At 63.1% G+C, this 19,736-nt stretch carries 22 protein-coding genes; 13 read left to right on the top strand and 9 right to left on the bottom strand.

Going from position 1 to position 19,736, the window contains the following annotated elements:
* Together ACFSQT_RS32220 and ACFSQT_RS32215 are read right to left on the bottom strand one after the other, a co-directional pair.
* A partial coding sequence (locus ACFSQT_RS32220) for an acyltransferase family protein (RefSeq protein WP_379025696.1) occupies positions 1-930 on the bottom strand: 930 nt, incomplete at its 3' end.
* A gap of 152 nt (positions 931-1,082) precedes the next feature.
* Positions 1,083-1,631, bottom strand: coding sequence for an RBBP9/YdeN family alpha/beta hydrolase (locus ACFSQT_RS32215; protein ID WP_379025694.1), 549 nt, complete (start codon positions 1,629-1,631; stop codon positions 1,083-1,085).
* Between the two features lie 243 nt (positions 1,632-1,874).
* On the opposite strand from ACFSQT_RS32215, the gene ACFSQT_RS32210 reads away from it, so the two are divergent.
* Positions 1,875-2,687, top strand: a complete 813-nt coding sequence (locus ACFSQT_RS32210; protein ID WP_379025692.1) for a VOC family protein — start codon at positions 1,875-1,877, stop codon at positions 2,685-2,687.
* Positions 2,688-2,742: 55 nt separating this feature from the next.
* Here ACFSQT_RS32210 and purB read toward each other — a convergent pair whose 3' ends face one another.
* From purB to ACFSQT_RS32195, 3 genes are read right to left on the bottom strand one after another with little or no spacing between them, the layout of a single operon-like run.
* Complete coding sequence (gene purB / locus ACFSQT_RS32205) at positions 2,743-4,050, bottom strand: adenylosuccinate lyase (RefSeq protein ID WP_379025690.1); 1,308 nt, start codon at positions 4,048-4,050, stop codon at positions 2,743-2,745.
* Between the two features lie 59 nt (positions 4,051-4,109).
* On the bottom strand, positions 4,110-4,574 hold the full coding sequence (locus tag ACFSQT_RS32200; RefSeq protein ID WP_379025688.1) for a hypothetical protein: 465 nt from the start codon (positions 4,572-4,574) through the stop codon (positions 4,110-4,112).
* Between the two features lie 56 nt (positions 4,575-4,630).
* Complete coding sequence (locus ACFSQT_RS32195; RefSeq protein ID WP_379025686.1) at positions 4,631-5,356, bottom strand: DUF2259 domain-containing protein; 726 nt, start codon at positions 5,354-5,356, stop codon at positions 4,631-4,633.
* Positions 5,357-5,490: 134 nt separating this feature from the next.
* Between ACFSQT_RS32195 and ACFSQT_RS32190 the strand changes: the two genes are divergently transcribed.
* Complete coding sequence (locus tag ACFSQT_RS32190) at positions 5,491-5,745, top strand: DUF2171 domain-containing protein (RefSeq protein WP_379025684.1); 255 nt, start codon at positions 5,491-5,493, stop codon at positions 5,743-5,745.
* 9 nt (positions 5,746-5,754) lie between these two features.
* Here the strand turns inward: ACFSQT_RS32190 and ACFSQT_RS32185 are convergent, their stop codons facing one another.
* Both ACFSQT_RS32185 and ACFSQT_RS32180 read right to left on the bottom strand, forming a co-directional pair.
* Positions 5,755-6,780: a P1 family peptidase gene (locus tag ACFSQT_RS32185; RefSeq protein WP_379025682.1), complete on the bottom strand. Its 1,026-nt coding sequence runs from the start codon at positions 6,778-6,780 to the stop codon at positions 5,755-5,757.
* Positions 6,780-7,853 carry a branched-chain amino acid ABC transporter substrate-binding protein gene (locus ACFSQT_RS32180; RefSeq protein WP_379025680.1) on the bottom strand — a complete coding sequence of 358 codons (1,074 nt, stop codon included), beginning with the start codon at positions 7,851-7,853 and terminating at the stop codon, positions 6,780-6,782. Before ACFSQT_RS32180 ends, ACFSQT_RS32185 begins: the two co-directional genes overlap by 1 nt.
* Before the next feature lie 194 nt (positions 7,854-8,047).
* On the opposite strand from ACFSQT_RS32180, the gene ACFSQT_RS32175 reads away from it, so the two are divergent.
* The 7 genes from ACFSQT_RS32175 to ACFSQT_RS32145 are packed head-to-tail and all read left to right on the top strand — an operon-like array spanning position 8,048 to position 14,401.
* Positions 8,048-8,575, top strand: coding sequence for a flavin reductase (locus ACFSQT_RS32175; protein WP_379025702.1), 528 nt, complete (start codon positions 8,048-8,050; stop codon positions 8,573-8,575).
* Positions 8,572-9,501, top strand: a complete 930-nt coding sequence (locus ACFSQT_RS32170) for an AAA family ATPase (RefSeq protein ID WP_379025678.1) — start codon at positions 8,572-8,574, stop codon at positions 9,499-9,501. The genes ACFSQT_RS32175 and ACFSQT_RS32170 overlap by 4 nt, the downstream gene beginning before the upstream one ends.
* Positions 9,502-9,505: 4 nt before the next feature.
* Complete coding sequence (locus ACFSQT_RS32165) at positions 9,506-10,756, top strand: vWA domain-containing protein (protein WP_379025676.1); 1,251 nt, start codon at positions 9,506-9,508, stop codon at positions 10,754-10,756.
* Positions 10,757-10,814: 58 nt separating this feature from the next.
* On the top strand, positions 10,815-11,153 hold the full coding sequence (locus ACFSQT_RS32160; protein ID WP_056594403.1) for an XdhC family protein: 339 nt from the start codon (positions 10,815-10,817) through the stop codon (positions 11,151-11,153).
* Between the two features lie 6 nt (positions 11,154-11,159).
* Entirely contained in the window at positions 11,160-11,864 is a 705-nt protein-coding gene (locus tag ACFSQT_RS32155) for an XdhC family protein (protein WP_379025674.1), read from the top strand.
* A complete protein-coding gene (locus ACFSQT_RS32150) occupies positions 11,861-13,471 on the top strand; it encodes an NTP transferase domain-containing protein (protein ID WP_379025672.1) in 1,611 nt (536 codons plus the stop codon). The genes ACFSQT_RS32155 and ACFSQT_RS32150 overlap by 4 nt, the downstream gene beginning before the upstream one ends.
* A gap of 21 nt (positions 13,472-13,492) precedes the next feature.
* Complete coding sequence (locus ACFSQT_RS32145) at positions 13,493-14,401, top strand: alpha/beta hydrolase family protein (protein ID WP_379025670.1); 909 nt, start codon at positions 13,493-13,495, stop codon at positions 14,399-14,401.
* A 28-nt stretch (positions 14,402-14,429) separates the two neighbouring features.
* On the opposite strand, the gene ACFSQT_RS32140 is transcribed toward ACFSQT_RS32145, so the two are convergent.
* The gene (locus tag ACFSQT_RS32140) at positions 14,430-15,482 is read right to left on the bottom strand and encodes a DUF1176 domain-containing protein (RefSeq protein WP_379025668.1); all 1,053 of its coding nucleotides are present in this window, start codon (positions 15,480-15,482) and stop codon (positions 14,430-14,432) included.
* 140 nt (positions 15,483-15,622) lie between these two features.
* On the opposite strand from ACFSQT_RS32140, the gene ACFSQT_RS32135 reads away from it, so the two are divergent.
* Positions 15,623-16,129, top strand: a complete 507-nt coding sequence (locus ACFSQT_RS32135; RefSeq protein WP_379025666.1) for a DUF1993 domain-containing protein — start codon at positions 15,623-15,625, stop codon at positions 16,127-16,129.
* Positions 16,130-16,189: 60 nt separating this feature from the next.
* Here the strand turns inward: ACFSQT_RS32135 and ACFSQT_RS32130 are convergent, their stop codons facing one another.
* Positions 16,190-16,354 carry a hypothetical protein gene (locus tag ACFSQT_RS32130; RefSeq protein WP_023810361.1) on the bottom strand — a complete coding sequence of 55 codons (165 nt, stop codon included), beginning with the start codon at positions 16,352-16,354 and terminating at the stop codon, positions 16,190-16,192.
* 400 nt (positions 16,355-16,754) lie between these two features.
* Here ACFSQT_RS32130 and ACFSQT_RS32125 point away from each other — a divergent pair, with 400 nt between their 5' ends.
* The 3 genes from ACFSQT_RS32125 (at position 16,755) to ACFSQT_RS32115 (ending at position 19,720) form a co-directional block, all read left to right on the top strand.
* A complete protein-coding gene (locus tag ACFSQT_RS32125) occupies positions 16,755-17,216 on the top strand; it encodes a hypothetical protein (RefSeq protein ID WP_379025664.1) in 462 nt (153 codons plus the stop codon).
* Between the two features lie 119 nt (positions 17,217-17,335).
* Positions 17,336-18,403 (top strand): aldo/keto reductase, encoded by a 1,068-nt coding sequence (locus tag ACFSQT_RS32120; protein WP_379025662.1) that lies wholly within the window; start codon positions 17,336-17,338, stop codon positions 18,401-18,403.
* Between the two features lie 48 nt (positions 18,404-18,451).
* On the top strand, positions 18,452-19,720 hold the full coding sequence (locus tag ACFSQT_RS32115; protein WP_379025660.1) for a cysteine desulfurase-like protein: 1,269 nt from the start codon (positions 18,452-18,454) through the stop codon (positions 19,718-19,720).
* Positions 19,721-19,736 lie beyond the last annotated feature (16 nt).

The raw sequence follows: 19,736 nt of genomic DNA, 5'->3' as shown, positions 1-19,736 counted from the left end.
GAGCGGGAACGACAAATCGCCCAGAATGTGTGCCGCCTTGCCTGACAGCCACGCCGGCGGGTTCTTTATGGTCAACACCGCATAGACAAGCATGACGCTCGCCAGGATAGCGACGCAGGGTTGCCGCATGTTCACTGGAAAGCCGTCGACATCCAGCACGGCCAGCGGCCGGTATACGCCAACGGCATTGCCGCCATAGCCCAAGAGCGCCAGCGAGAGCGCCACGACGAAAGCCCTCGACCACACGTTCAGGCGAAATTTGCCGGCAACAAGAAGATGCAACGAGAGGCCTAGGGGAAAGGCGACAAGAACGAAGTTCACCAGCCATGCCAGGATTATGCTGATCCCAACGACGCACCAAGACAGTACTGCGGAGCGATCGTGCAGGAAGAAAACGAATGATGCGAGGGCGAACGTCATGAGGCTGCCCCAGAATTCGAACCACATAGTCCACAAGCTGCTGTCGTAGTAGCTGTCTCCAAAGATGAATGTCCGCCATGCGCCCTGCATGAAGGCATCGGAAAAGCTTGCGGTCGTCGGCGACAGCACCGGTGTTGCATAGCCGAACGCGGCCAACCAAGGCGACCCTGAAAGAGCGCCTGCCTGTTTGAAGAAATACAGGTCGAGCCTGTAGAGAGCGCAGGAGGCCAGCACGGTCAGAAGTACGGGGCCGGCCAGCCGCGGCAGGCGCTTGGCCGCGCCCAACAGCAGATCCTGCATCTTGCGGGTTCCGGAATAACGCTTCACCAGCACGAACGCGGACATGACGAAAAACAGATACACGGCCGACAGGCCGTTGAAGAGAACGAAGGCAAGGCTCGTCTGAAGTGAGTCGGCCGGGCCATTTGCAAAAATGCCGCTTGCAGAGGGGCGAAAAGCAAGCAGCGTGTGCCAAAGCATCACGACAATTGCCGCGACGCCTCGCAACAACTCCAACCGTCCATCCTTATGCAAGAAATTGCCCTCGCTTCGAAGCCAGAGCCTATTCGACACGCCCACTGCCGTAAAGCCGTGTTGCAAATCAACGTTTTTGGCTGGCCGCGCTGCGGAAAAGTCGCGGCATTCCTGCGCGTTTCGGCCTGCTAAAGATCCGTCAGGAACTTGGCGAAGGTCATCGAGCCTTCGGGCCACGGGCCAAAGCCGGAATCCGCGTTGAGGTGACCGGTCTCGCCGGCGTCGATGAACAGCGAGCCCCAGGCGCCGGCAATGTCCTCGGCGACATCGAATGCGCAGAACGGGTCGTTGCGGCTGGCGATCACGATCGAAGGAAAGGGCAGCGGCGCGCGCGGGTAAGGACCGAAGGTCATCAGGTGCCTGGGCTTGATCTTGGGATTGGCGACATCGGGCGGCGCCACGAAGAAGGCGCCGGCGACCGGCTTCTGGAACTGCGGCATGGCTTGCACCGCCGTGGCGACACCCAGCGAGTGCGCTACGATGACGACCGGCCGCTCGGCCTCGTTGACCGCCTTGGCCACGCTCGCCGTCCAGTCCTCGCGCACCGGTTTGGACCACTCCGCCTGCTCGACGCGGCGCGCCGTCGACAGCTTCGACTGCCAGCGGCTCTGCCAATGGTCGGGGCCGGAATTGGTGTAGCCCGGCACGATGAGGATATCTGCGTCTTTGACCTTCATGGCGCTGAAATAGCGAGCGGCGTCGCTTCGTGCAACGGCGATGAATCGCGCTTTTGATCACAAATAGTGAACACGATGTTCGCTTCTTCAAGCCTTGTGTGAACGATGTCGATGGACGATTTGTCGTCAGGAAAGTCGTGTGCGAGAATCCTGATTTTGGAACTGGCACGACGTAGTATGATTGGCTGCGCGGACTTCCTTGCTTTGGGAGGCTCAACGCAGGCCGGTCGAATGGAGCATGTGATGAGTGAACTGCCCTTTGCCGCCACCACCCCGGTCAGCGTCGCCCGTGTCGGGCTGAAGGCGCGCGATGCCGAAACTCTTGCCGCCTATTATCGCAGCGTCGTCGGGCTGCGGGAATTGAGCCGCGCCGATGGCGCGATCACGCTCGGTGCCGCCAACCGCCCGTTGCTGGTCATCGAGGCGGATGCGGCGGCAAAGCCGGATGATCCGCAAAGTGCCGGCCTGTTCCACACCGCTTTCCTGCTGCCCAGCCGCGCCGATCTCGGCCGCTGGATCAACCACGCCATCGCCGACAAGATCGCCATCGAGGGTGCTTCCGACCATCTGGTCAGCGAAGCGCTCTACCTGACCGATCCCGAAGGCAACGGCATCGAGATCTACGCCGACCGCCGTCCGCAGGACTGGAAGTGGAATGGCGACAAGATCGCCATGGCGACCGAGCGGCTGAACATTCCGTCCGTGGTTGCCGAGGTGCCGGCGGGTGATGCGGGCTGGCAGGGCGCGCCGGAAAACAGCATTGTCGGCCATGTCCATTTGCGCGTCGGCAGGCCGGAAGACGCCGAAGCCTGGTGGAACCAGGAATTCGGCTTCGACACGGTGGCGAAATATGGCGGCCAGGCAGTGTTCCTGTCGTCCGGCGGCTATCACCACCACATCGGCGCCAATGCCTGGCGCAGCCCCGGCGCCGGCCGCCGCGATCCGAGCCGGTCAGGTCTTGCCTGGGTCGAGATGCGTTCCGACAATGTAACCAGCCCGGTGACCCGCGAAGACCCGTGGGGCACGGTGATCAGGACGGTTCCCGGCAAGGCCTGATTGCCTGGAGAGCGTCTTTCTCCCCGTATAGTGACGGGCAGAAAGAAAGCTCGCTTCAAACTTCTCCGAACACCCGCTTGAAGATCGTGTCGACATGCTTGGTGTGATAGCCGAGGTCGAATTTCTCGCGGATCTCGGCTTCCGGGAGGGCAGCGGTCACTTCCTTGTCGGCCAAAAGTTCCTCAAGAAAATCAGCGCCTTGCTCCCACACCTTCATGGCATTGCGCTGCACCAGCCGGTAGGAATCTTCCCGTGACAGGCCGGCCTGCGTCAGCGCCAGCATGACGCGCTGCGAATGCACGAGGCCGCGGAACTTGTTCATGTTCTTCAGCATGTTGTCGGGATAGACGAGCAGCTTGTCGACGACGCTGGTCAGCCGCGACAACGCGAAGTCCAGCGTCACCGTGGCATCCGGGCCGATCATGCGCTCGACCGAGGAGTGCGAGATGTCGCGCTCGTGCCAGAGCGCCACATTCTCCATCGCCGGCAGCGCCATGGACCGCACCATGCGGGCAAGGCCGGTGAGGTTTTCCGTCAGCACCGGGTTGCGCTTGTGCGGCATCGCCGACGAGCCTTTTTGGCCCGGCGAAAAATACTCTTCCGCTTCCAGCACCTCGGTGCGCTGCAGATGGCGGATCTCGATCGCCAGCCGTTCGATCGACGACGCGATGACGCCGAGCGTGGCGAAGAACATGGCGTGGCGGTCGCGCGGGATCACTTGCGTCGACACCGGCTCCGGCTTCAGCCCGAGCTTGGCCGCCACATGTTCCTCGACATAGGGGTCGATGTTGGCGAAGGTGCCGACCGCGCCCGAAATGGCGCAGGTGGCGATGTCTTCCCGCGCGTGCACCAGCCGCTCGCGGCAACGCGAGAACTCGGCATAGGCCTGCGCCAGCTTGATGCCGAAAGTCGTCGGCTCGGCATGGATGCCATGGCTGCGGCCGATGGTGACGGTGTCCTTGTGCTCGAAGGCGCGGCGCTTGAGTGCCGCGAGCAGGCCATCGATATCGGCGAGCAGGATGTCGCTGGCCCGGCTAAGCTGCACGGCAAAGCAGGTGTCGAGCACGTCCGACGAGGTCATGCCCTGGTGGATGAAGCGGGCGTCGGGTCCGACGAATTCGGCAAGATGGGTTAGGAAGGCGATGACGTCATGCTTGGTGACGCGCTCGATCTCGTCGATCGCCTCGACATTGAATTTCGCCGCACCGCCCTTTTCCCAGATGGTTTTTGCCGCTTCCTTGGGGATGACGCCGAGTTCGGCCAGCGCGTCGCACGCATGGGCTTCGATCTCGAACCAGATGCGGAACCGGGTCTCGGGCGACCAGATGGCGACCATTTCCGGCCGGGAATAACGAGGGATCATCGGTCAGTCCTGATTTGTCGAGGAGTTTGCCCGCGTCCTAACAGAGGTGGGCAAAATGCTCAACGCTGCTGCCGTGCAAACCAGACGCTCGCGGCAAACAGAGCGACGAAACCAAGCGGAAAATAGAGCCGGATGCCCAGCACAATGAACTGGTAGAGCGCCACCAGCGTCGTGAAGACGAGCTGAAAGCCCCAGGTGAGGGTGAAGGCCGGGGCATGCCACTCGGCATAGTAGGAGCGGTATTGCAGGGCGAACAGCCCGCTGGTCAGGCCGACCGTCGCGCCGAGCAGGCACACGAACGCCGCCGCGAAGGCAACCTCCCAGCGCCTTCCAAGCGAGACCAGCCGTGCCGCGAACAGGCCAGCCGGAAAGGCGAGCGCTCCGCCGCAGGCATAGAGCAGCGACACGGTGCGGATTTTTTCAGGCGTCTCCCAGTCGTCCAACACCAGGTTGACGAGCGCGCTGGCGCCCATCGTCACGGCCCACAACAAGGCGCCGAAAAGCGCGGTGCGCGGTGTTGGCATCGCATGGCGAAGGCGGTTCAGGGCACGATGGCGCCCAACGGGTTGAGCGAGCGGTATCACAGGCGGCCAGTCACCGCGATCCAGCGAAAGTTCGGCCCCTCGAAGCCGTATTGGCGCACGCTGATCAGCACCGCGTAGCCGCTGAGACTGTCCATCGAAAATGTCTGCACCGCGCCGATCCGGTAGCCGTTCGGACACCCCCGGCTCTTGGGGATCGATTTGTCCTCGTGCAGCAGCTTGGTCGCGCCGCCATCCTGTGCCTCGATGCGCAGCAGCCGAAAGCCATTGATCTCGCCCTGGCTCTGGCAGCCTTCGGTATTGTTCATGCCGATCTCGTCGAGTCGGAATTCAAGCGGCTGGTCGACCGGAGAGAAGATCGGGCGCGGGTTGACCGCCATCCGGTGGGGGTCGGCCGAAAGTTCGGTCACCGGGTTGAAGCCCGCGGTGATGCCTTTGTTCGCGGTCAACTCGGCCTGTTTGACGATTGCCTCGCCCTTCTGCCGGGCTTCGAGGCGAGCCGCTTCGAGCGTGGCATTTTCATCGTCGATCCGCACCCGGATCGGCGTTCCCTTGAGAAAACTGTCGTCGCTCGTGTCGATATAATAGCGGTTGGCGTAGGGGAAGCCCGAACCGTCCTGGACACCACACTCCTCAAAGGCGAAGACGCCGCCATCCCTGGTGAAGCCGAGGATTTCGAGTTCGGCGACATCGCCTGCATGGGCGACCATCGACGTCGCAAGCTGCGCAAGCAGGGAAACGACAAACAGGAAGAGAAGTCGCATCGGTTTTCACTCCGGCAGCCGGGATCGTTTCAATCCCCTACCACGACGCAATCAAAACGTCGTGCAGTCCGAAGGCCGATGCATCCAATCGGGCTGCCATTTGTTATTGTCGGCAGTCCCAATGGAGCACCACCATGACCGACACCAGCAAAATTCGTGAGCATATGGAAGTCGTCGGCGCCGACGGCGTGCATATCGGCACCGTCGACGAGGTCGACGGGCAGCGCATCAAGCTGACCAAGGCCGACAGCGGCCAGGGTTCTCACAGGGGCCATCACCATTACATTGCCCTCAGCCTGGTTGCCGAGGTCGATGTCAACAAGGTGTGGCTGTCGGCGAATTCCGATGTTGCGGTGACCTTCGAGGAAGAAAAATCCGATCCCACCTGATCGGCTGCTTCACCCCGAGCGCGACGACCAGACCGGAAACAGATCGTCATCGGCAGGCGTCGCGGCAAACACGCCGCGGCTGATGGCGCGCGCCATGGTGGCGCCGGCAGCGGCGTAAAGGTCGATCGCCGCGTCGGCCGTAAGCTCGACACCACTCGTACCCGTCGCCAGTGCGAACACCAGATCGCCATCGGCCGGCGTATGCGTCGGCCAGATGGCGCGCACGAACCCGTCATGCGCTGACATCGCCAAGCGCTTTGCGGCAGCCTTGCTGAGGACCGCGTCCGTGGCAATGACCGCGATGGTGGTGTTGCCGCCGGTTTCCATCTGTCCGCCGACACGGCTGTCGCGGTATTTCAACAGGATCCGTTTCGCATCGTCCGGCATCGGCGAGGGATAACCAAGCCCACCGAATTCGTCGCCGATTTCGAAGGGTGCTGCCCAGAAATGGCGGGTTCGGCCGACGGTCACCGAGCCTGTCGGGTTGACGGCGGCCAGCGCGCCGATGGTGATGCCATTGTCCAGCAGCGTCGAGGCCGAGCCGAGGCCGCCCTTCAACCCCGAGGTGAGCGCACCGGTGCCGGCGCCAATCGTTCCGAGCGGGAATTCGGTGCCGGCGGTTTGCGCTGCTTCATAGCCGAGTTCGCGGTAGGGCGGATAACGGCCCCAATCCTTGTCGCCGCCATTGCGCAAGTCGAACAGGATCGCCGCCGGCACGATCGGCACGCGAAAGCCGCCGACCTCGAGCCCGATGCCGCGTTCACGCAGCGCCGCCTGCACGCCGGATGCAGCGTCGAGCCCGAACGCCGAACCGCCTGAAAGCACCACGGCGTGGACCGCCTCGACCGAATTGTGCGGTTCGAGCAGATCGGTCTCGCGGGTGCCCGGCGCACCGCCCAGGATCTGCACGCCGGCCACCGCCGGCCCGTCGCAAAGCACGGTCGTGACGCCGGACTTCAGCCTGGCGTCGGAAGCATTGCCGACGCGCAGGCCGGCGACGTCCGTGATCAGATTGCGCGGTCCGGTGCGAAACATCAGTTGCTTTCCAAAGGCGTAAAACGCGTGCCATCGAAGCGGAAGACACGGTAGGGGCTCTGACTGAGGTCGCCTTTCGCATCGAAGCGGATTGCCCCGATTGCAGTGGTGAAATCATGCCCGGTCAGGGCGTCGACCAGCGGCTTGCCAGAGGTTTCGGACAGGCCTGACGCCGCCTTGGCGATCTCGATTGCCGCATAGGCCGGCAGCGTGTAGCCGTCCGGCACGATTTTCCGTTCGGAGAAGCTTTCCAGCACTTTTGGATCGGCGACATCAGCCCATTCAGGCGGTGCGATCATCAGCGTGCCCGTCGCATAGGGCACGTCGCCGGCCGGTGTGCGTAAATTTTCGCCGCCGGCGAACACGATGCCGGCAGAGAGTTGCACCGCGTCGCGGCCCATGATGGCGATGTCTTCGCCGTCGCCGCCGGCAAAGACATGCGTCGCCCCGGCCTTCTTCAGTCGGCCAATCATTCCGATCTGGTTGTCGAGTTGAGGCCGGAACGTGTCGACGAACACCGGCTTCAGCGCCACCTGCTCGGCCGCCGCGCGAAACGTCTCGGCGATTTCGCGGCCATAGATGGTGCCGTCATCGATGATGGCGAACAATTCGTTCTGCCACAGATGGGGGAGGCTGGAGGCGACGGCATTGCGCTCATCGTCGCCGCGTGGCCCGAGGCGATAGATCGGCCAGCCGGTCTTGGCACGGCGATCGGTCAGGCTTTCGGTTCGCACGCCAACGGTGATGACCGGAATGCTGGCGTCTTTCAGGATCGGCATCGCCGCCTCGATCGCGTCGGTGCAGAGGAAGCCGACCACGACATTGACCTTGGCCGCGGCGAATTCCCTGGCCGCTGCAGCGCCGCCATCGGCGGTGCAGGCGTCGTCCACGGTCTTGAGTTCGATGCCGTTCGCTTCAGCCGCAAGACCGGTGCCGGCCTCGATCTGCTTGGCGAGGATGGCCGATGGTCCGGACAGCGGCGCGGCGACGCCGACCAGCAGCGTCCCGGCATTCGCACTGCCGGCCAGAAACAGCCAGAACAGTGCCGCTATTGTTCTTGTCCCGGGTCGCATTCGAGCGATGGAGTCCCTCCGTGCCGGTCTTATGCTCTTGGCACTATTTGCCGCCAAGACCTAAAGGCTGCCCGGTCTTGGCGCAACACGCGAATTTGGGGACAGGGAAGCCCAGGCTCGGACGTTGCCTCGCTTGTGGCATGTCGTATGTCGCCATATATAGCGGTGGGGTTTCTGACTGTGGAAAATTTCCGGTGCTGACGAAGAATGACATTGGGCCGCAGGCCTATCGCGACGCGATGAGCCATTTTGCCGGCCACGTCCATGTGGTCACCACCGATGGGCCGGCGGGCAAGCGCGGCGCGACCGTGATCGCGGCCTGTTCAGTATCGGACACGCCGCCGACGATTCTGGTCTGCCTTAACCGTGAAAATCCCAAGAATGAGCCGTTCGTGAAAAACGGCAGATTTGCCCTGAACACACTGGCTTCGCATCAGGAGGCGCTGTCGGTCGGCTTTTCCGGCATGACCGGCCTGCCGGTCGAGGAGCGTTTCGCGCTCGGCGAGTGGGACGTGATTTCGACTGGCGCGCCGACGCTGAAGGGCGCGCTCGCCGTGTTCGACTGCGAGCTGATCGACACCAAGGATCTGGCCACGCATCGTGTGCTTTTTGGCAAGGTGACAGGCCTGCGCATAGGCGATAATTTGCGGCCGCTGATCTACCACGCCCGCGGCTACCACGTTCTGGACAGCGGAGCGGCGGCATTCACGGAGAAAGAATGAGCGAGCTGAAACCGCGCGCCGCGCCGCGGACGATCGACGAGACGCTCGATCTCCTGACCGGTGCGGACTATGTGGCGGACCGGTCGCTGGCGACAGTGCTGTTCCTGTCGCTGCGCATGAAGCGGCCGCTTTTCCTGGAAGGTGAAGCCGGCGTCGGCAAGACGGAGATCGCCAAGGTGCTGGCCGAGACGCTTGGCCGCCGGTTGATTCGCCTGCAGTGCTATGAAGGGCTCGATGTCTCGTCCGCCGTCTACGAGTGGAACTACGCCGCGCAGATGATCGAGATCCGCATGGAGGAGGCGGCCGGCAAGGTCGATCGCTCCGCCATGGAGCGCAATGTGTTCTCCGAGAAATACCTGATCCGCCGCCCGGTGCTCGATGCGCTGACCGGCAAGACGGGCGCCGCACCGGTCTTCCTGATCGATGAGCTCGATCGCACCGACGAGGCCTTCGAGGCCTTCCTGCTCGAAATCCTTTCGGACTTCCAGGTGACGGTGCCTGAACTCGGCACCATCAAGGCGGAAGAACCGCCGATCGTCATCATCACCACCAACCGCACCCGCGAGATCCACGACGCGCTGAAACGGCGCTGTCTCTATCACTGGGTCGACTATCCCGACGCCGAGCGTGAGCTGGAGATCGTGCGCCGAAAAGTGCCGCAGGCCAACCAGCGGCTTTCGGCCGAGGTGGTCTCCTTTATCCAGAAGCTGCGCCAGATCGAGCTGTTCAAGGTGCCGGGCGTCGCCGAAACCATCGATTGGGCCGGCGCGCTGACCGAACTCGACAAGGTGGCGCTCGATCCGGAAACCGTATCCGACACGATCGGCGTGCTGTTGAAATACCAGGACGACATCGCCCGCATCGAACAGGGCGAAGGCCGGCGCATCCTCAACGAGGTGAAGGCCGAGCTTTCGGCGGCGCAGTAGGGCGATGGCGGTGTTGCGCCCCGAACCCAGGGAAGCCCGGCCGGATGGGCGTATCGCCGACAACATCGTCTATTTCGCGCGTACTCTGCGCAAAGCCGGCATGCGGGTCGGACCGGCCTCGGTCAAGGACGCGATCGAGGCGGTGCTGGTTGCCGGCATCGGTTCGCGCGACGACTTCTACTGGACGCTGCACGCCGTGCTGGTGTCGCGGCACGAGGATCACGCCATCTTCGACGAAGCCTTCCGGCTGTTCTGGAAGTCGCGTGAGCTGATCGAAAAGATGCTGGCGATGTTTTCGCCGGTGGCGCCCGACACGCGGGAAAAGCAGAAGCCGCGCGCCGCCGAGAACCGCGTCAGCCAGGCGCTGTTCGAGGGTCACCAGAAGAACCAGCCGACACAGGAGATCCCCGAGATCGAGGTCGACGCCCGCTTCACCTTCTCCGGCAACGAGGTGCTGCGCGGCAAGGACTTTGCCCAGATGAACGCCGCCGAGATGGCGGACGCCAGGAAGGCGATCGCGCAGCTGCGATTGCCCTTCGACATGGTGCGGACCCGGCGCTTCAAGGCCGATGCGCATGGCCGCCGCATCGATCCGCGCGCCATGATGCGTTCGGCGGCGCGCACCGGCGGCGAATTGATCCTGCCGAAGTTCCGCTCGCCACGCGAGGTGCATCCGCCGCTGGTGGTGCTGGCCGACATTTCCGGCTCGATGAGCCAATACACGCGCATCTTCCTGCACTTCCTGCATGCGCTGACCGAAAAGCGCCGGCGCGTGCACACGTTCGTCTTCGGCACAAGGCTGACCAATCTGACCCGGCAGATGCGCCATCGCGATCCCGATGCGGCACTTGCCGACTGCTCGGCGGCGGTCAAGGACTGGTCGGGCGGCACCCGCATCGGCGATACGCTGGCCGAGTTCAACCTGATATGGTCGCGACGCGTGCTCGGGCAGGGGGCAGTGGTGCTTTTGATCACGGACGGGCTGGAGCGCGACGATGTCGCCGGCCTGTCGGAGGAAATGGAGCGCCTGCACAAATCCTGCCGGCGGCTGATCTGGCTGAACCCATTGCTGCGCTTTGACGGTTTCCAGGCGCGCGCTCGCGGCGTCAAGGCGATGCTGCCGCATGTCGACGAGTTCCGTTCGGTGCACAATCTCGAAGCGCTGGCCGATCTCTGCGCCTCGCTGGACAAGAAATCAGTGCAGTCTGTCGATCCGCGCCGATGGCTGGACGCTGGCACGAGGCACGCCGCATGACCATATATTGCCCGGGAAAACATGTTTTCCGGAAAAACAGACTCTGAGAGAAGCGATCATGGAAAACAGCATCTATCTCGATGAGGCCCGCGACCCGCTGATCATCGCCGAGGGCTGGATGAAGGACGGCAAGGATGTGGCCATCGCCACTGTGGTCGAGACCTGGGGTTCGGCGCCGCGCCCCGTTGGCAGCCATCTGGTCATCGACGCCGACGGCAATTTCCACGGCTCCGTCTCGGGCGGCTGCGTCGAAGGCGCGGTGGTGACGGAAGCAATCGACGTCATCGACAGCGGCAAGGCCAGGATGCTGGAGTTCGGCGTTGCCGACGAAACTGCCTGGCAGGTCGGCCTGTCCTGCGGCGGCCGGATAAAAGTCTATGTCGAGCGGTTGGGCTGATCTCGGATGGATCCGTACGCGCTTAAAACTTTGAACGCCGAACGGCGCGCCCGCCGCGCGGCGATCCTCGTCACCGACCTTGGCGACGGCCGCGACCGCATCGTGCGCGAAGGCGACCAGGTTGCCGGCGATCTCGGCGCCGCCATCACCAGGGCGTTTCGATCAGGCAATTCCGGTTCGGTCGAGGCCGAGGGGCGGACCTTCTTTCTCAACGCGCATCTGCCGCAGCCGCGTCTGGTGGTGATCGGCGCCGTCCATATCAGCCAAGCGCTGGCGCCGATGGCCAGGATCGCCGGCTATCCCCTGGAGATCATCGATCCGCGCACTGCCTTTGCCACGCCGGATCGCTTTCCCGACGTCGCCTTGCATGCCGAATGGCCGGAGGATGTGCTGAAACGCCAGCCGCTCGACAGCTACACCGCACTTGCCGCCGTCACCCATGATCCGAAGATCGATGATTTCGCGCTGAAGGCAGCGCTCGACGCCAACTGCTTCTATGTCGGCGCGCTAGGCAGCCGAAAGACGCATGCCAAACGCGCCGAACGCTTGCTGGCGCTGGGCGCGAGCGCCGAGCAGATCGCCCGCATCCACGCGCCGATCGGGCTCGACATTGGTGCCGCCAGCCCAGCCGAAATCGCGGTTGCGGTGTTGGCACAGGTCGTCCATGCCTTCCGCTCGCGCGGTCTCGAGTCCAAGGACGCGGCGGCGTGAAATTCGGCCCGATCCCGATCGAAGCGGCGGAAGGTGCGGTGCTGGCGCATGCCACAACCGCCGGCGAGCGGCGCTTCCGCAAGGCGCACAGGCTGAGCGCCGAAGATGTGGGCGTGCTGCGGGATGCCGGCATTTCGCAGGTCGTTGCGGCCGTGCTGGCCGCCGACGACTTTGGCGAGGATGCCGCCGCGCAGGAAATAGCCGGGAGCATGGCCTTTCGCGGCGTCGACGCCAGGCCGGCCGCGACCGGGCGGGTCAATCTCCATGCCAGGTCAGCGGGTATCTTCACCGTCAATGCCGCAATGATCGACGCCATCAACGCCATCGATCCCGCCATCACCATCGCCACGCTGGCGCAGCATGCGCCGGTCGAGAAGGGGCAGATGGTCGCGACGGTGAAGATCATTCCCTTCGCGGTCAGCTCTGCGCTGGTCGATGCGGTCACGAAAATCTGCGCCGGCGGCGAGATCTTTGCCGTCAACGCCTATCGGCCGGTGCGTGTTGGCGTCATCCAGACCGTGCTGCCGGGCATCAAGCCAAGTGTGCTCGACAAGACGCTGCGCGTCACCGAAGCGCGGCTGGCGCGCTCCGGCGGCCGGCTGACGGCGGAGCGCCGCACGCCGCATGAGATCGCGCCGGTGGCGGAGGCCGCGGCTTCGCTGGCGCGCGACAACGACATGGTGGTGATCTTCGGCGCTTCGGCGATGAGCGATTTCGCCGATGTCGTTCCAGCGGCGATCGAGAGAGCGGGTGGTACGGTTATCCGTGCGGGCATGCCCGTCGATCCCGGCAATCTGCTGGTGCTGGGCACGCTCAATGGCAAGCGCGTCATCGGTGCGCCCGGCTGCGCCCGCAGCCCCAAGGAGAACGGCTTCGACTGGGTGCTGGACCGGCTGATCGCTGGCCTTGACGTAACCGCCAAGGATATCGCCGGCATGGGGGTCGGCGGCCTGCTGATGGAAATCCCGACGCGGCCGCAGCCACGCGAACCGGTGCCGGCCAAAAGCCGGCTCAAGGTTGGCATCGTGCTTCTGGCCGCCGGCCGGTCGAGCCGCATGGGCGGACCGAACAAATTGCTGGCGCTGTTCGACGGCAAGCCGCTGGTGCGCCGCACCGCCGAGCGCGCGCTCGGCTCGAAGGCTTCTGGCACGATCGTCGTCACCGGCCACCAGCGCGAGCGGGTGCAGGCAGCGCTGGCTGGGCTGGATGTGACCTTCGCCGACAATCCCGATTTCACCGATGGCCTGTCCACCTCGCTGAAGGCCGGCATTGCCTATCTGCCCGAAGATTCGGCTGGTGTGATGATCGTTCTCGGCGACATGCCGGGTGTCGCGTCGACCGATCTCGACAGGCTGATCGATGCGTTCCGCAAGGCCGGTGGCAATTCGGTGGTGCGCGCCTCGCATGACGGCAAGCGCGGCAACCCGGTGCTCTTGCCGCGTTCGCTGTTTCCGGCGATCGCCCATCTCGAGGGCGACACGGGCGCGCGCCACCTGGTCGAGACGGAGGGGCTCGATGTCATCGATGTCGAGATCGGCGAAGGTGCGTCTGTGGACGTCGATACCCGAGAGGCGCTCGAAGGCGCCGGTGGCGTGCTGCAGGATTGACAAACCGAAGTCGAAAAACGCATGCCTGCTGGCATGAATTTCCGCTTCCGATTTTTCTGTGTCTTTGTAACCGCGACAACACTGTTGTCGTCGGTCGCTCAAAGTCAGACGCTGTCCCTAAAACCCTTCAAGGACGATCTCTTCGCCTATCCGGCCACGCTGTCATCCGACAGCAACGGCGCCTACACGGTCCTCGATTATCGCGAGATGCGCGACATCAACCAGCGTGACGAGGTGCCGGAGCGCCGGGTGCATGCCCAATATACCGACACCGGCGTTCGCAAGGTGCAGCAGGATCTGCTGCTGAAGACCGATGCCGGCGATGTCAGGCACGTTGCCGTCGGCAAGACCGAGGGTGCCGGCATCATCGTGCTTTACCTGCACGGGCAGGGCGGCAGCCGCAAGCAAGGCGTCGACGACTTCACCTTCGGCGGCAATTTCAATCGCCTCAAGAACCTGGTGGCCGGCAATGGCGGCCTCTATTTGTCGCCCGACTTTCCCGATTTCGGCGACAAGGGCACGGCGCAGGTGGCCGCGTTGATCGATCACTACGCCGAACAGTCGCCGGGCGCGAAAATCTTCGTCGCTTGCGGCTCGATGGGTGGCGCCTTGTGCTGGAAGCTTGCCGCCCGCAACGACACGGGCCGGCGCATCAACGGGCTGCTGTTGCTCGGCTCGCTATGGGACGAGAGTTTTTTCTCAAGCCCTGCCTTCAGGCGTCATGTCCCGGTTTTCTTCGGCCAGGGCAGCCATGACGTGGTCTTCCCGGTGGAAAAGCAGGAAGCCTTCTTCCGCTCCATCATCGCCAAATCGAAAGCCTATCCCTATCCGACCCGCTTCGTCCGCTTCGAGACCGGAACCCACGGCACGCCGATCCGCATGACCGACTGGCGCGGGACGCTCAACTGGATGCTGTCGAAGGCGCCTTGATCGACGCTGCGGAAAGCCGGCCCAACGCTCAGGGTGCGGTGTTGTAGTCGACAACCGTCTGCGGGTTTTCCTCGCCGTCATACGATGCATCGACGTCGAACTGGACCAGCGAGAAATCGCCATTGCGGAACAGATAGGTCCCCGAGTCGGACGCATCGCCAACACCACGCCACTTGTTGAAAGTGGTGATCGTATGAGCGTCCGGGTCATAGTCGGAATTGGTGGCCCATCCTGTTGTGTGGAAGCCGATCACCGTCACGCTCAACAGCTTGCCGTCACTATCGTTGTTCTCGTAGCGGATATCGGTCTCCGGTTCGGCGAGCTGCAATTGCCGCACGCCGTCCACCTCGTCGGTCATGTAGTAGATCGAGCTTTCATTGTAGGCGGCGGCCGCACAGGAAAAATGAAACAGCCGGGTTTCCTTGTCGGGATCGCCCGGCGCCGCATCCTTGTCCTTGTATTTGATCGAAAAAACCTCCGGCTCATTGGTCAGAAGGTGCTTGTCGCACTGGTCGCCATAGGTCGCCAGCAAGGCCTTCTTGGCCTGCTCCAGTGCCGTGTCCTTCTTCGGTGGCGGTGGCCCGTCGCCGCAGCTTGGTGGCACAGCTTCCTCGAAATCGGCGGTGGAGGGTTTCAGTGCACCCTTTTCGATGTGGATCGGATCGAACGGCGGCGCCGCCTGGATCTGGGCATTCACCTGGCGCAGCGTATAGCAGCCGGCAAAGACCTTTTCGTCGCCGGTCTTGTCGGTGGCGCGGATGGCGACAGGGACGTTGTAGAAAATGCTGCCGGCGGCACCTTCGTCTGAAACGGCGCCGGTCTGGACTTCGACCTTGTCGGTGCCGTCATAGCCCTTGACGAAACTGTCGAAATCCTTTGCCGGCTTTGTATCGCCGAAATAACCCCAGGCGCGGGCGAATTCGTGCCGGTTGATGGCGCTGTAGAGCGAGCGGACCACGGCGTCGGCGCTTGATCGATCGTCGACATAGGGCGCTTCGGGGGCATCGTCGGCGGCCAATGCCGTCTGGCCTGTCGTGGCAAGGGAGAGAAGGGCAGTCGCTGCAGAAAGGGCGCGTCTCATCGGGAATCTCCGCTCGATGAGGAGATTCTACTACGGCGATTGCGGCAACGTGGTGACGCGGCGCTGGTGGTGCTTGAAGAATCGTCCGCGAAGGCGCTACGTCCCGTCCGCCGGCGTTCCGGCTGGACAGGAGATCTGACGTGACGATATCGATGTATGAAGCATCCGTGCCTGTGTTCTCGGCCAGGCTGAAAGCGCTTTCCGCTGTACTGTCGGCAGCCGAGCAGAATGCGCTTGACCGCAAGATAGACCCGCAGGTGTTTTTGACGGCGCGGCTGGCGCCCGACATGTTCGCCTTGACCAGGCAGGTGCAGATCGCCACCGATCACGCCAAGGGCGCGCCGTCACGGCTCGCCGGGCGCGAAGTGCCGAGATATGAGGACGATGAGGCGAGTTTTGCCGATGTCCAGGCGCGCGTCACGAAGACCCTGGACCTTCTGGCGACATTTTCAGCCGCCGAGTTCGATGGTTCGGATGACAAGCTGATCGAGTTGAAGCTTGCCGGACGCGAAGTCTCGATGCCGGGCCTGCAGTATCTGCTGCACGTGGCCATGCCCAACTTCTACTTCCACCTCACCACCGCCTACGGCATCCTTCGCCACAATGGCGTGCCATTGGGCAAGGCGACATTCCTGGGATCGCGTTGACGAATTGAGGCTCTCCAGATGTCCCGGACTTATCCGGGACATCTGGACCATCGGATGCATCTAGCGAATGGACATTTCGCGGGCGATGCGCGGAAAGTCGGCGGGTTTGATGCCGATGTCGGCGCGGTCGGCATTGCTCATCGAGTGAAGCAGTGCAAGCGCCGAGCGATATCTCAGATGTTCCTGTGGCCGCGGCCGGGCGAACATTTCAGTGAAGAAACCCATGATTCAAGCCCCTGGTTGCTCCTCCACGGCTCCCAATATAGGTGAATCGTGACAATTGTGCAGTGCAGCATTTGCATGCCAGCCATGCACTGATGATTTTTTTGAACATATTTTCCGCGACCGGGTGAAACTTTTGTCCGGCGCGCACCGTAGGCTCGAACGCTGGCACTTGGCCGGCTTTTCCTCGCCACTCCTGGCGAATTCCGGACTACATGAAAGTGCAGTCCGGCTTTTTGTTTTGGGATTGCGGACGCGCGAGCGGCGAACCCGGCAAACGGCTAAATTCGTTACCATCGGCGGCATGCATTTTTAACGAGCCGGTTCTATGCTCTGAAGCCTGCACGGTCGGGCAAAGGGGGAGGTTGACATCGCTACTGGCGCCAAGCGTGATTTCGCTTCGTTGCTCGACGACCTCTTCGTCGCCTCCGACAAGGGCGACGGAATTGAGGGCGAAGAGACCGGCGCTCGTCCATCCATCCCGTTCGACTATCTCTCGGTGGCGGATGAACTCCATTCCGGCCGCATCAAGGTTTCCGCCACCGAGTACCGCGAGGCCGGCGCCGATCTGGCGACCGAATTCGCCGCCTTGCTCGATCACGCCAGACTGGCTCTCGCCGGCGAAGAGCCAAAGCCCGAGGAAAAGCTGCCGCCGATCGATCCGGAGTCCATCGCGGTCGAACTTGGTCTCAATCAGCCCAAGCAAATCGCCGACTTTGGCCGGATGCGCCGCAGCTTTGCCTTCGCCAACCACCCGGATCGTGTCGCTCCGCATCTGCGCCAGCGCGCCATGATCCGCATGCAGGTGGCCAATATGCTGATTGACGAGGCCAAGCGCCGCGCCGTGGCCGGTGTTCGCCGCTAACCACTGGCTGGTTCACCCAAAAGTCGGTCTGGCGAGACTTGGAGAGCGTCTCTGCTTTCCCTATAGATACGGCTTCCCTTCAGCGCCGCCGCGCAAGCTTTCCCCCGGAGCAGAATTCCATGCACAAACGCCGTCTCGGCCGAACCGATCTCCTTGTTACCCAGATCTGCCTGGGCTCCATGACCTGGGGCCAGCAGAACACCGAGGCCGATGGGCACGCCCAGATGGATCTGGCCTTTTCGCGCGGCGTCAACTTCATCGACACCGCAGAACTCTACCCGATCCCGCCCAAGGCGGAGACGCAAGGGCGGACCGAAAAGATCATCGGCAGCTGGATGAAGGCCAACGGCAACCGCGACAAGGTGATCCTCGCCTCGAAAGTGGTCGGCCGCACGGCCAATGGCTGGTTTCGCGGCGACAGGCCGTCTCAACTGGTGCGCGCCGATATCTTTGACGCCATCGACAAATCGCTGGCCAAGCTCGGCACGGACTACATAGATCTCTATCAGATCCATTGGCCGGAACGGGACATACCCTGGGGCGCCAACCCGACGCGCGTCGGCGCTGTACCGCGCCGTGCCGATTCTGTTGGCGCACCAACCGACGAGACGCCGATCGCCAAGACGCTTGCGGTGTTCGACGAACTGGTGAAGGTGGGAAAGGTCCGCCATTTCGGCCTGTCGAACGAAAGTTCCTGGGGCGTGATGCGGTTCCTGGCGGAGGCTGACAAAGGCGTCGGCCCCCGCGTCGCGTCGATCCAGAACGCCTACAATCTCGTCAACCGCACCTTCGAGGTGAACCTTGCCGAGGTTTGCGAGCGCGAGCACGTGTCACTGCTGCCCTATTCGCCGCTGGCACAGGGCTATCTCTCAGGCAAATACGACCATGGCGCGCGCCCGCAGGGTTCGCGCTCGCAGCTGTTCAACCGCGGCCAGCGCTACGAGACGCCCAATGCCGCCGAGGTACAGCTCGAATACAATGAACTGGCGCGTTCCTTTGGCCTGGAGCCGGCACTGTTTGCCAATGCCTATGTTTCGAGCCGGCCCTTCGTCACCTCGAACATCGTCGGCGCGACGACCGTTGCGCAGCTCGACATGGCGCTGTCTTCGGTGGACGTCGTCTGGACCGACGAGATGCAGAAGGCGGTGGATGCGATCCATCAGCGCGTCGGCAATCCCTGTCCCTGATTGGCTCCGGGGGTAGAATTGGCCGGGAAAGACAGAGGGGTGGAGACAATGGTGGATTTTCCGATCGAGGCAGTGCGTGGAAGGTTTCCGGCGCTGTCGCTGACCGCCAAGGGGCGACGGCGCATCTATCTCGACAACCCTGCCGGGACGCAGGTGCCGCAGGCGCTGGCCGATGCGGTGTCGCGCTGCCTTTTGACCACCAATGCCAATCTCGGCGGCTATTTCGAAACAACTGTCGCAGCGCAACAAGTCGTCGACGCGGCGCATCAGGCGATGGCCGACTTCCTCGGCGCGCAGAGCCCTGAGGAAATCATCATCGGCGCCAACATGACGACGCTGACCTATCACATGTCGCGCACACTCGGCCGCACGCTGAAACCCGGCGATGAGATCATCCTCACCCGCATGGACCATGAGGGCAACGTGTCGCCCTGGCTGCAACTGGCCGAGGACCTTGGCCTCGTCGTGCGCTGGCTGCCGTTCGACGAAAAGAGCTGGCAGGTCGAAGAGGCGGCGCTGACTGGTCTGCTTTCGAAAAAGACCCGGCTGGTCGCGTTGAACTACGCCAGCAACCTGACCGGCTCGATCAACCGGGTGAAGGCGTTGACCGCCATCGCCAGGAATGCCGGCGCGCTGGTCTATGTCGACGCCGTGCAGTTCGCGCCGCATGGCCTGATCGACGTCAGGGGTCTCGGGTGCGATTTTCTGATCTGCTCGGCCTACAAATTCTTCGGTCCGCATATGGGCATATTGTGGGGTCGGCGCGACGTCATCGATGGCCTGAAACCCTATAAATGCCGCTGCTCGTCCAATGGCCTGCCGGAGCGGTTCGAACTCGGCACGCCGCAGATCGAGCTGATGGCCGGCCTGACCGCCGCGGTCGACTATTTTGCCGACCTCGGTGCCGCGGCGGGCGAGGGCGGCTCAAGAAGGCAGAAGATTGCGAAAGCGTTCGAAGTCTCGATCGCCTATGAAAACCCGCTGGCGCAAAGGCTGATCGACGGCCTGTCCGATATTTCAGGCCTGACCATCCATGGCATCACCGATCCGAAGCGGCTCAGCGAGCGCGTGCCGACGGTGTCCTTCACCGTCGACGGCATCGTGCCGGAGACGATCGTTCGGCAGATGAATGCCGAAAACATCTTCCTGTGGTCCGGCCACAACTACGCCTGGGAGATCGTCCACCAGCTCGGCATTCCGGCCGAGCATGGCGTCGTGCGCATCGGCATAGCCCACTACAACACGGCGTCGGAAATCGACGAGACGCTGGAGAGCGTGCATCGGGTCATCGCCATGCTCAGGCAGCAGCGGTCCTGACGCGCTGTTGGGACGA

The sequence above is a fragment of the Mesorhizobium calcicola genome, from assembly GCF_042682105.1.
In the GTDB taxonomy this organism is placed as follows: Bacteria; Pseudomonadota; Alphaproteobacteria; order Rhizobiales; family Rhizobiaceae; genus Mesorhizobium; species Mesorhizobium calcicola.
Note: the sequence above shows the minus strand (reverse complement) of the source record. Positions and strands in the feature narration are given on the sequence as shown.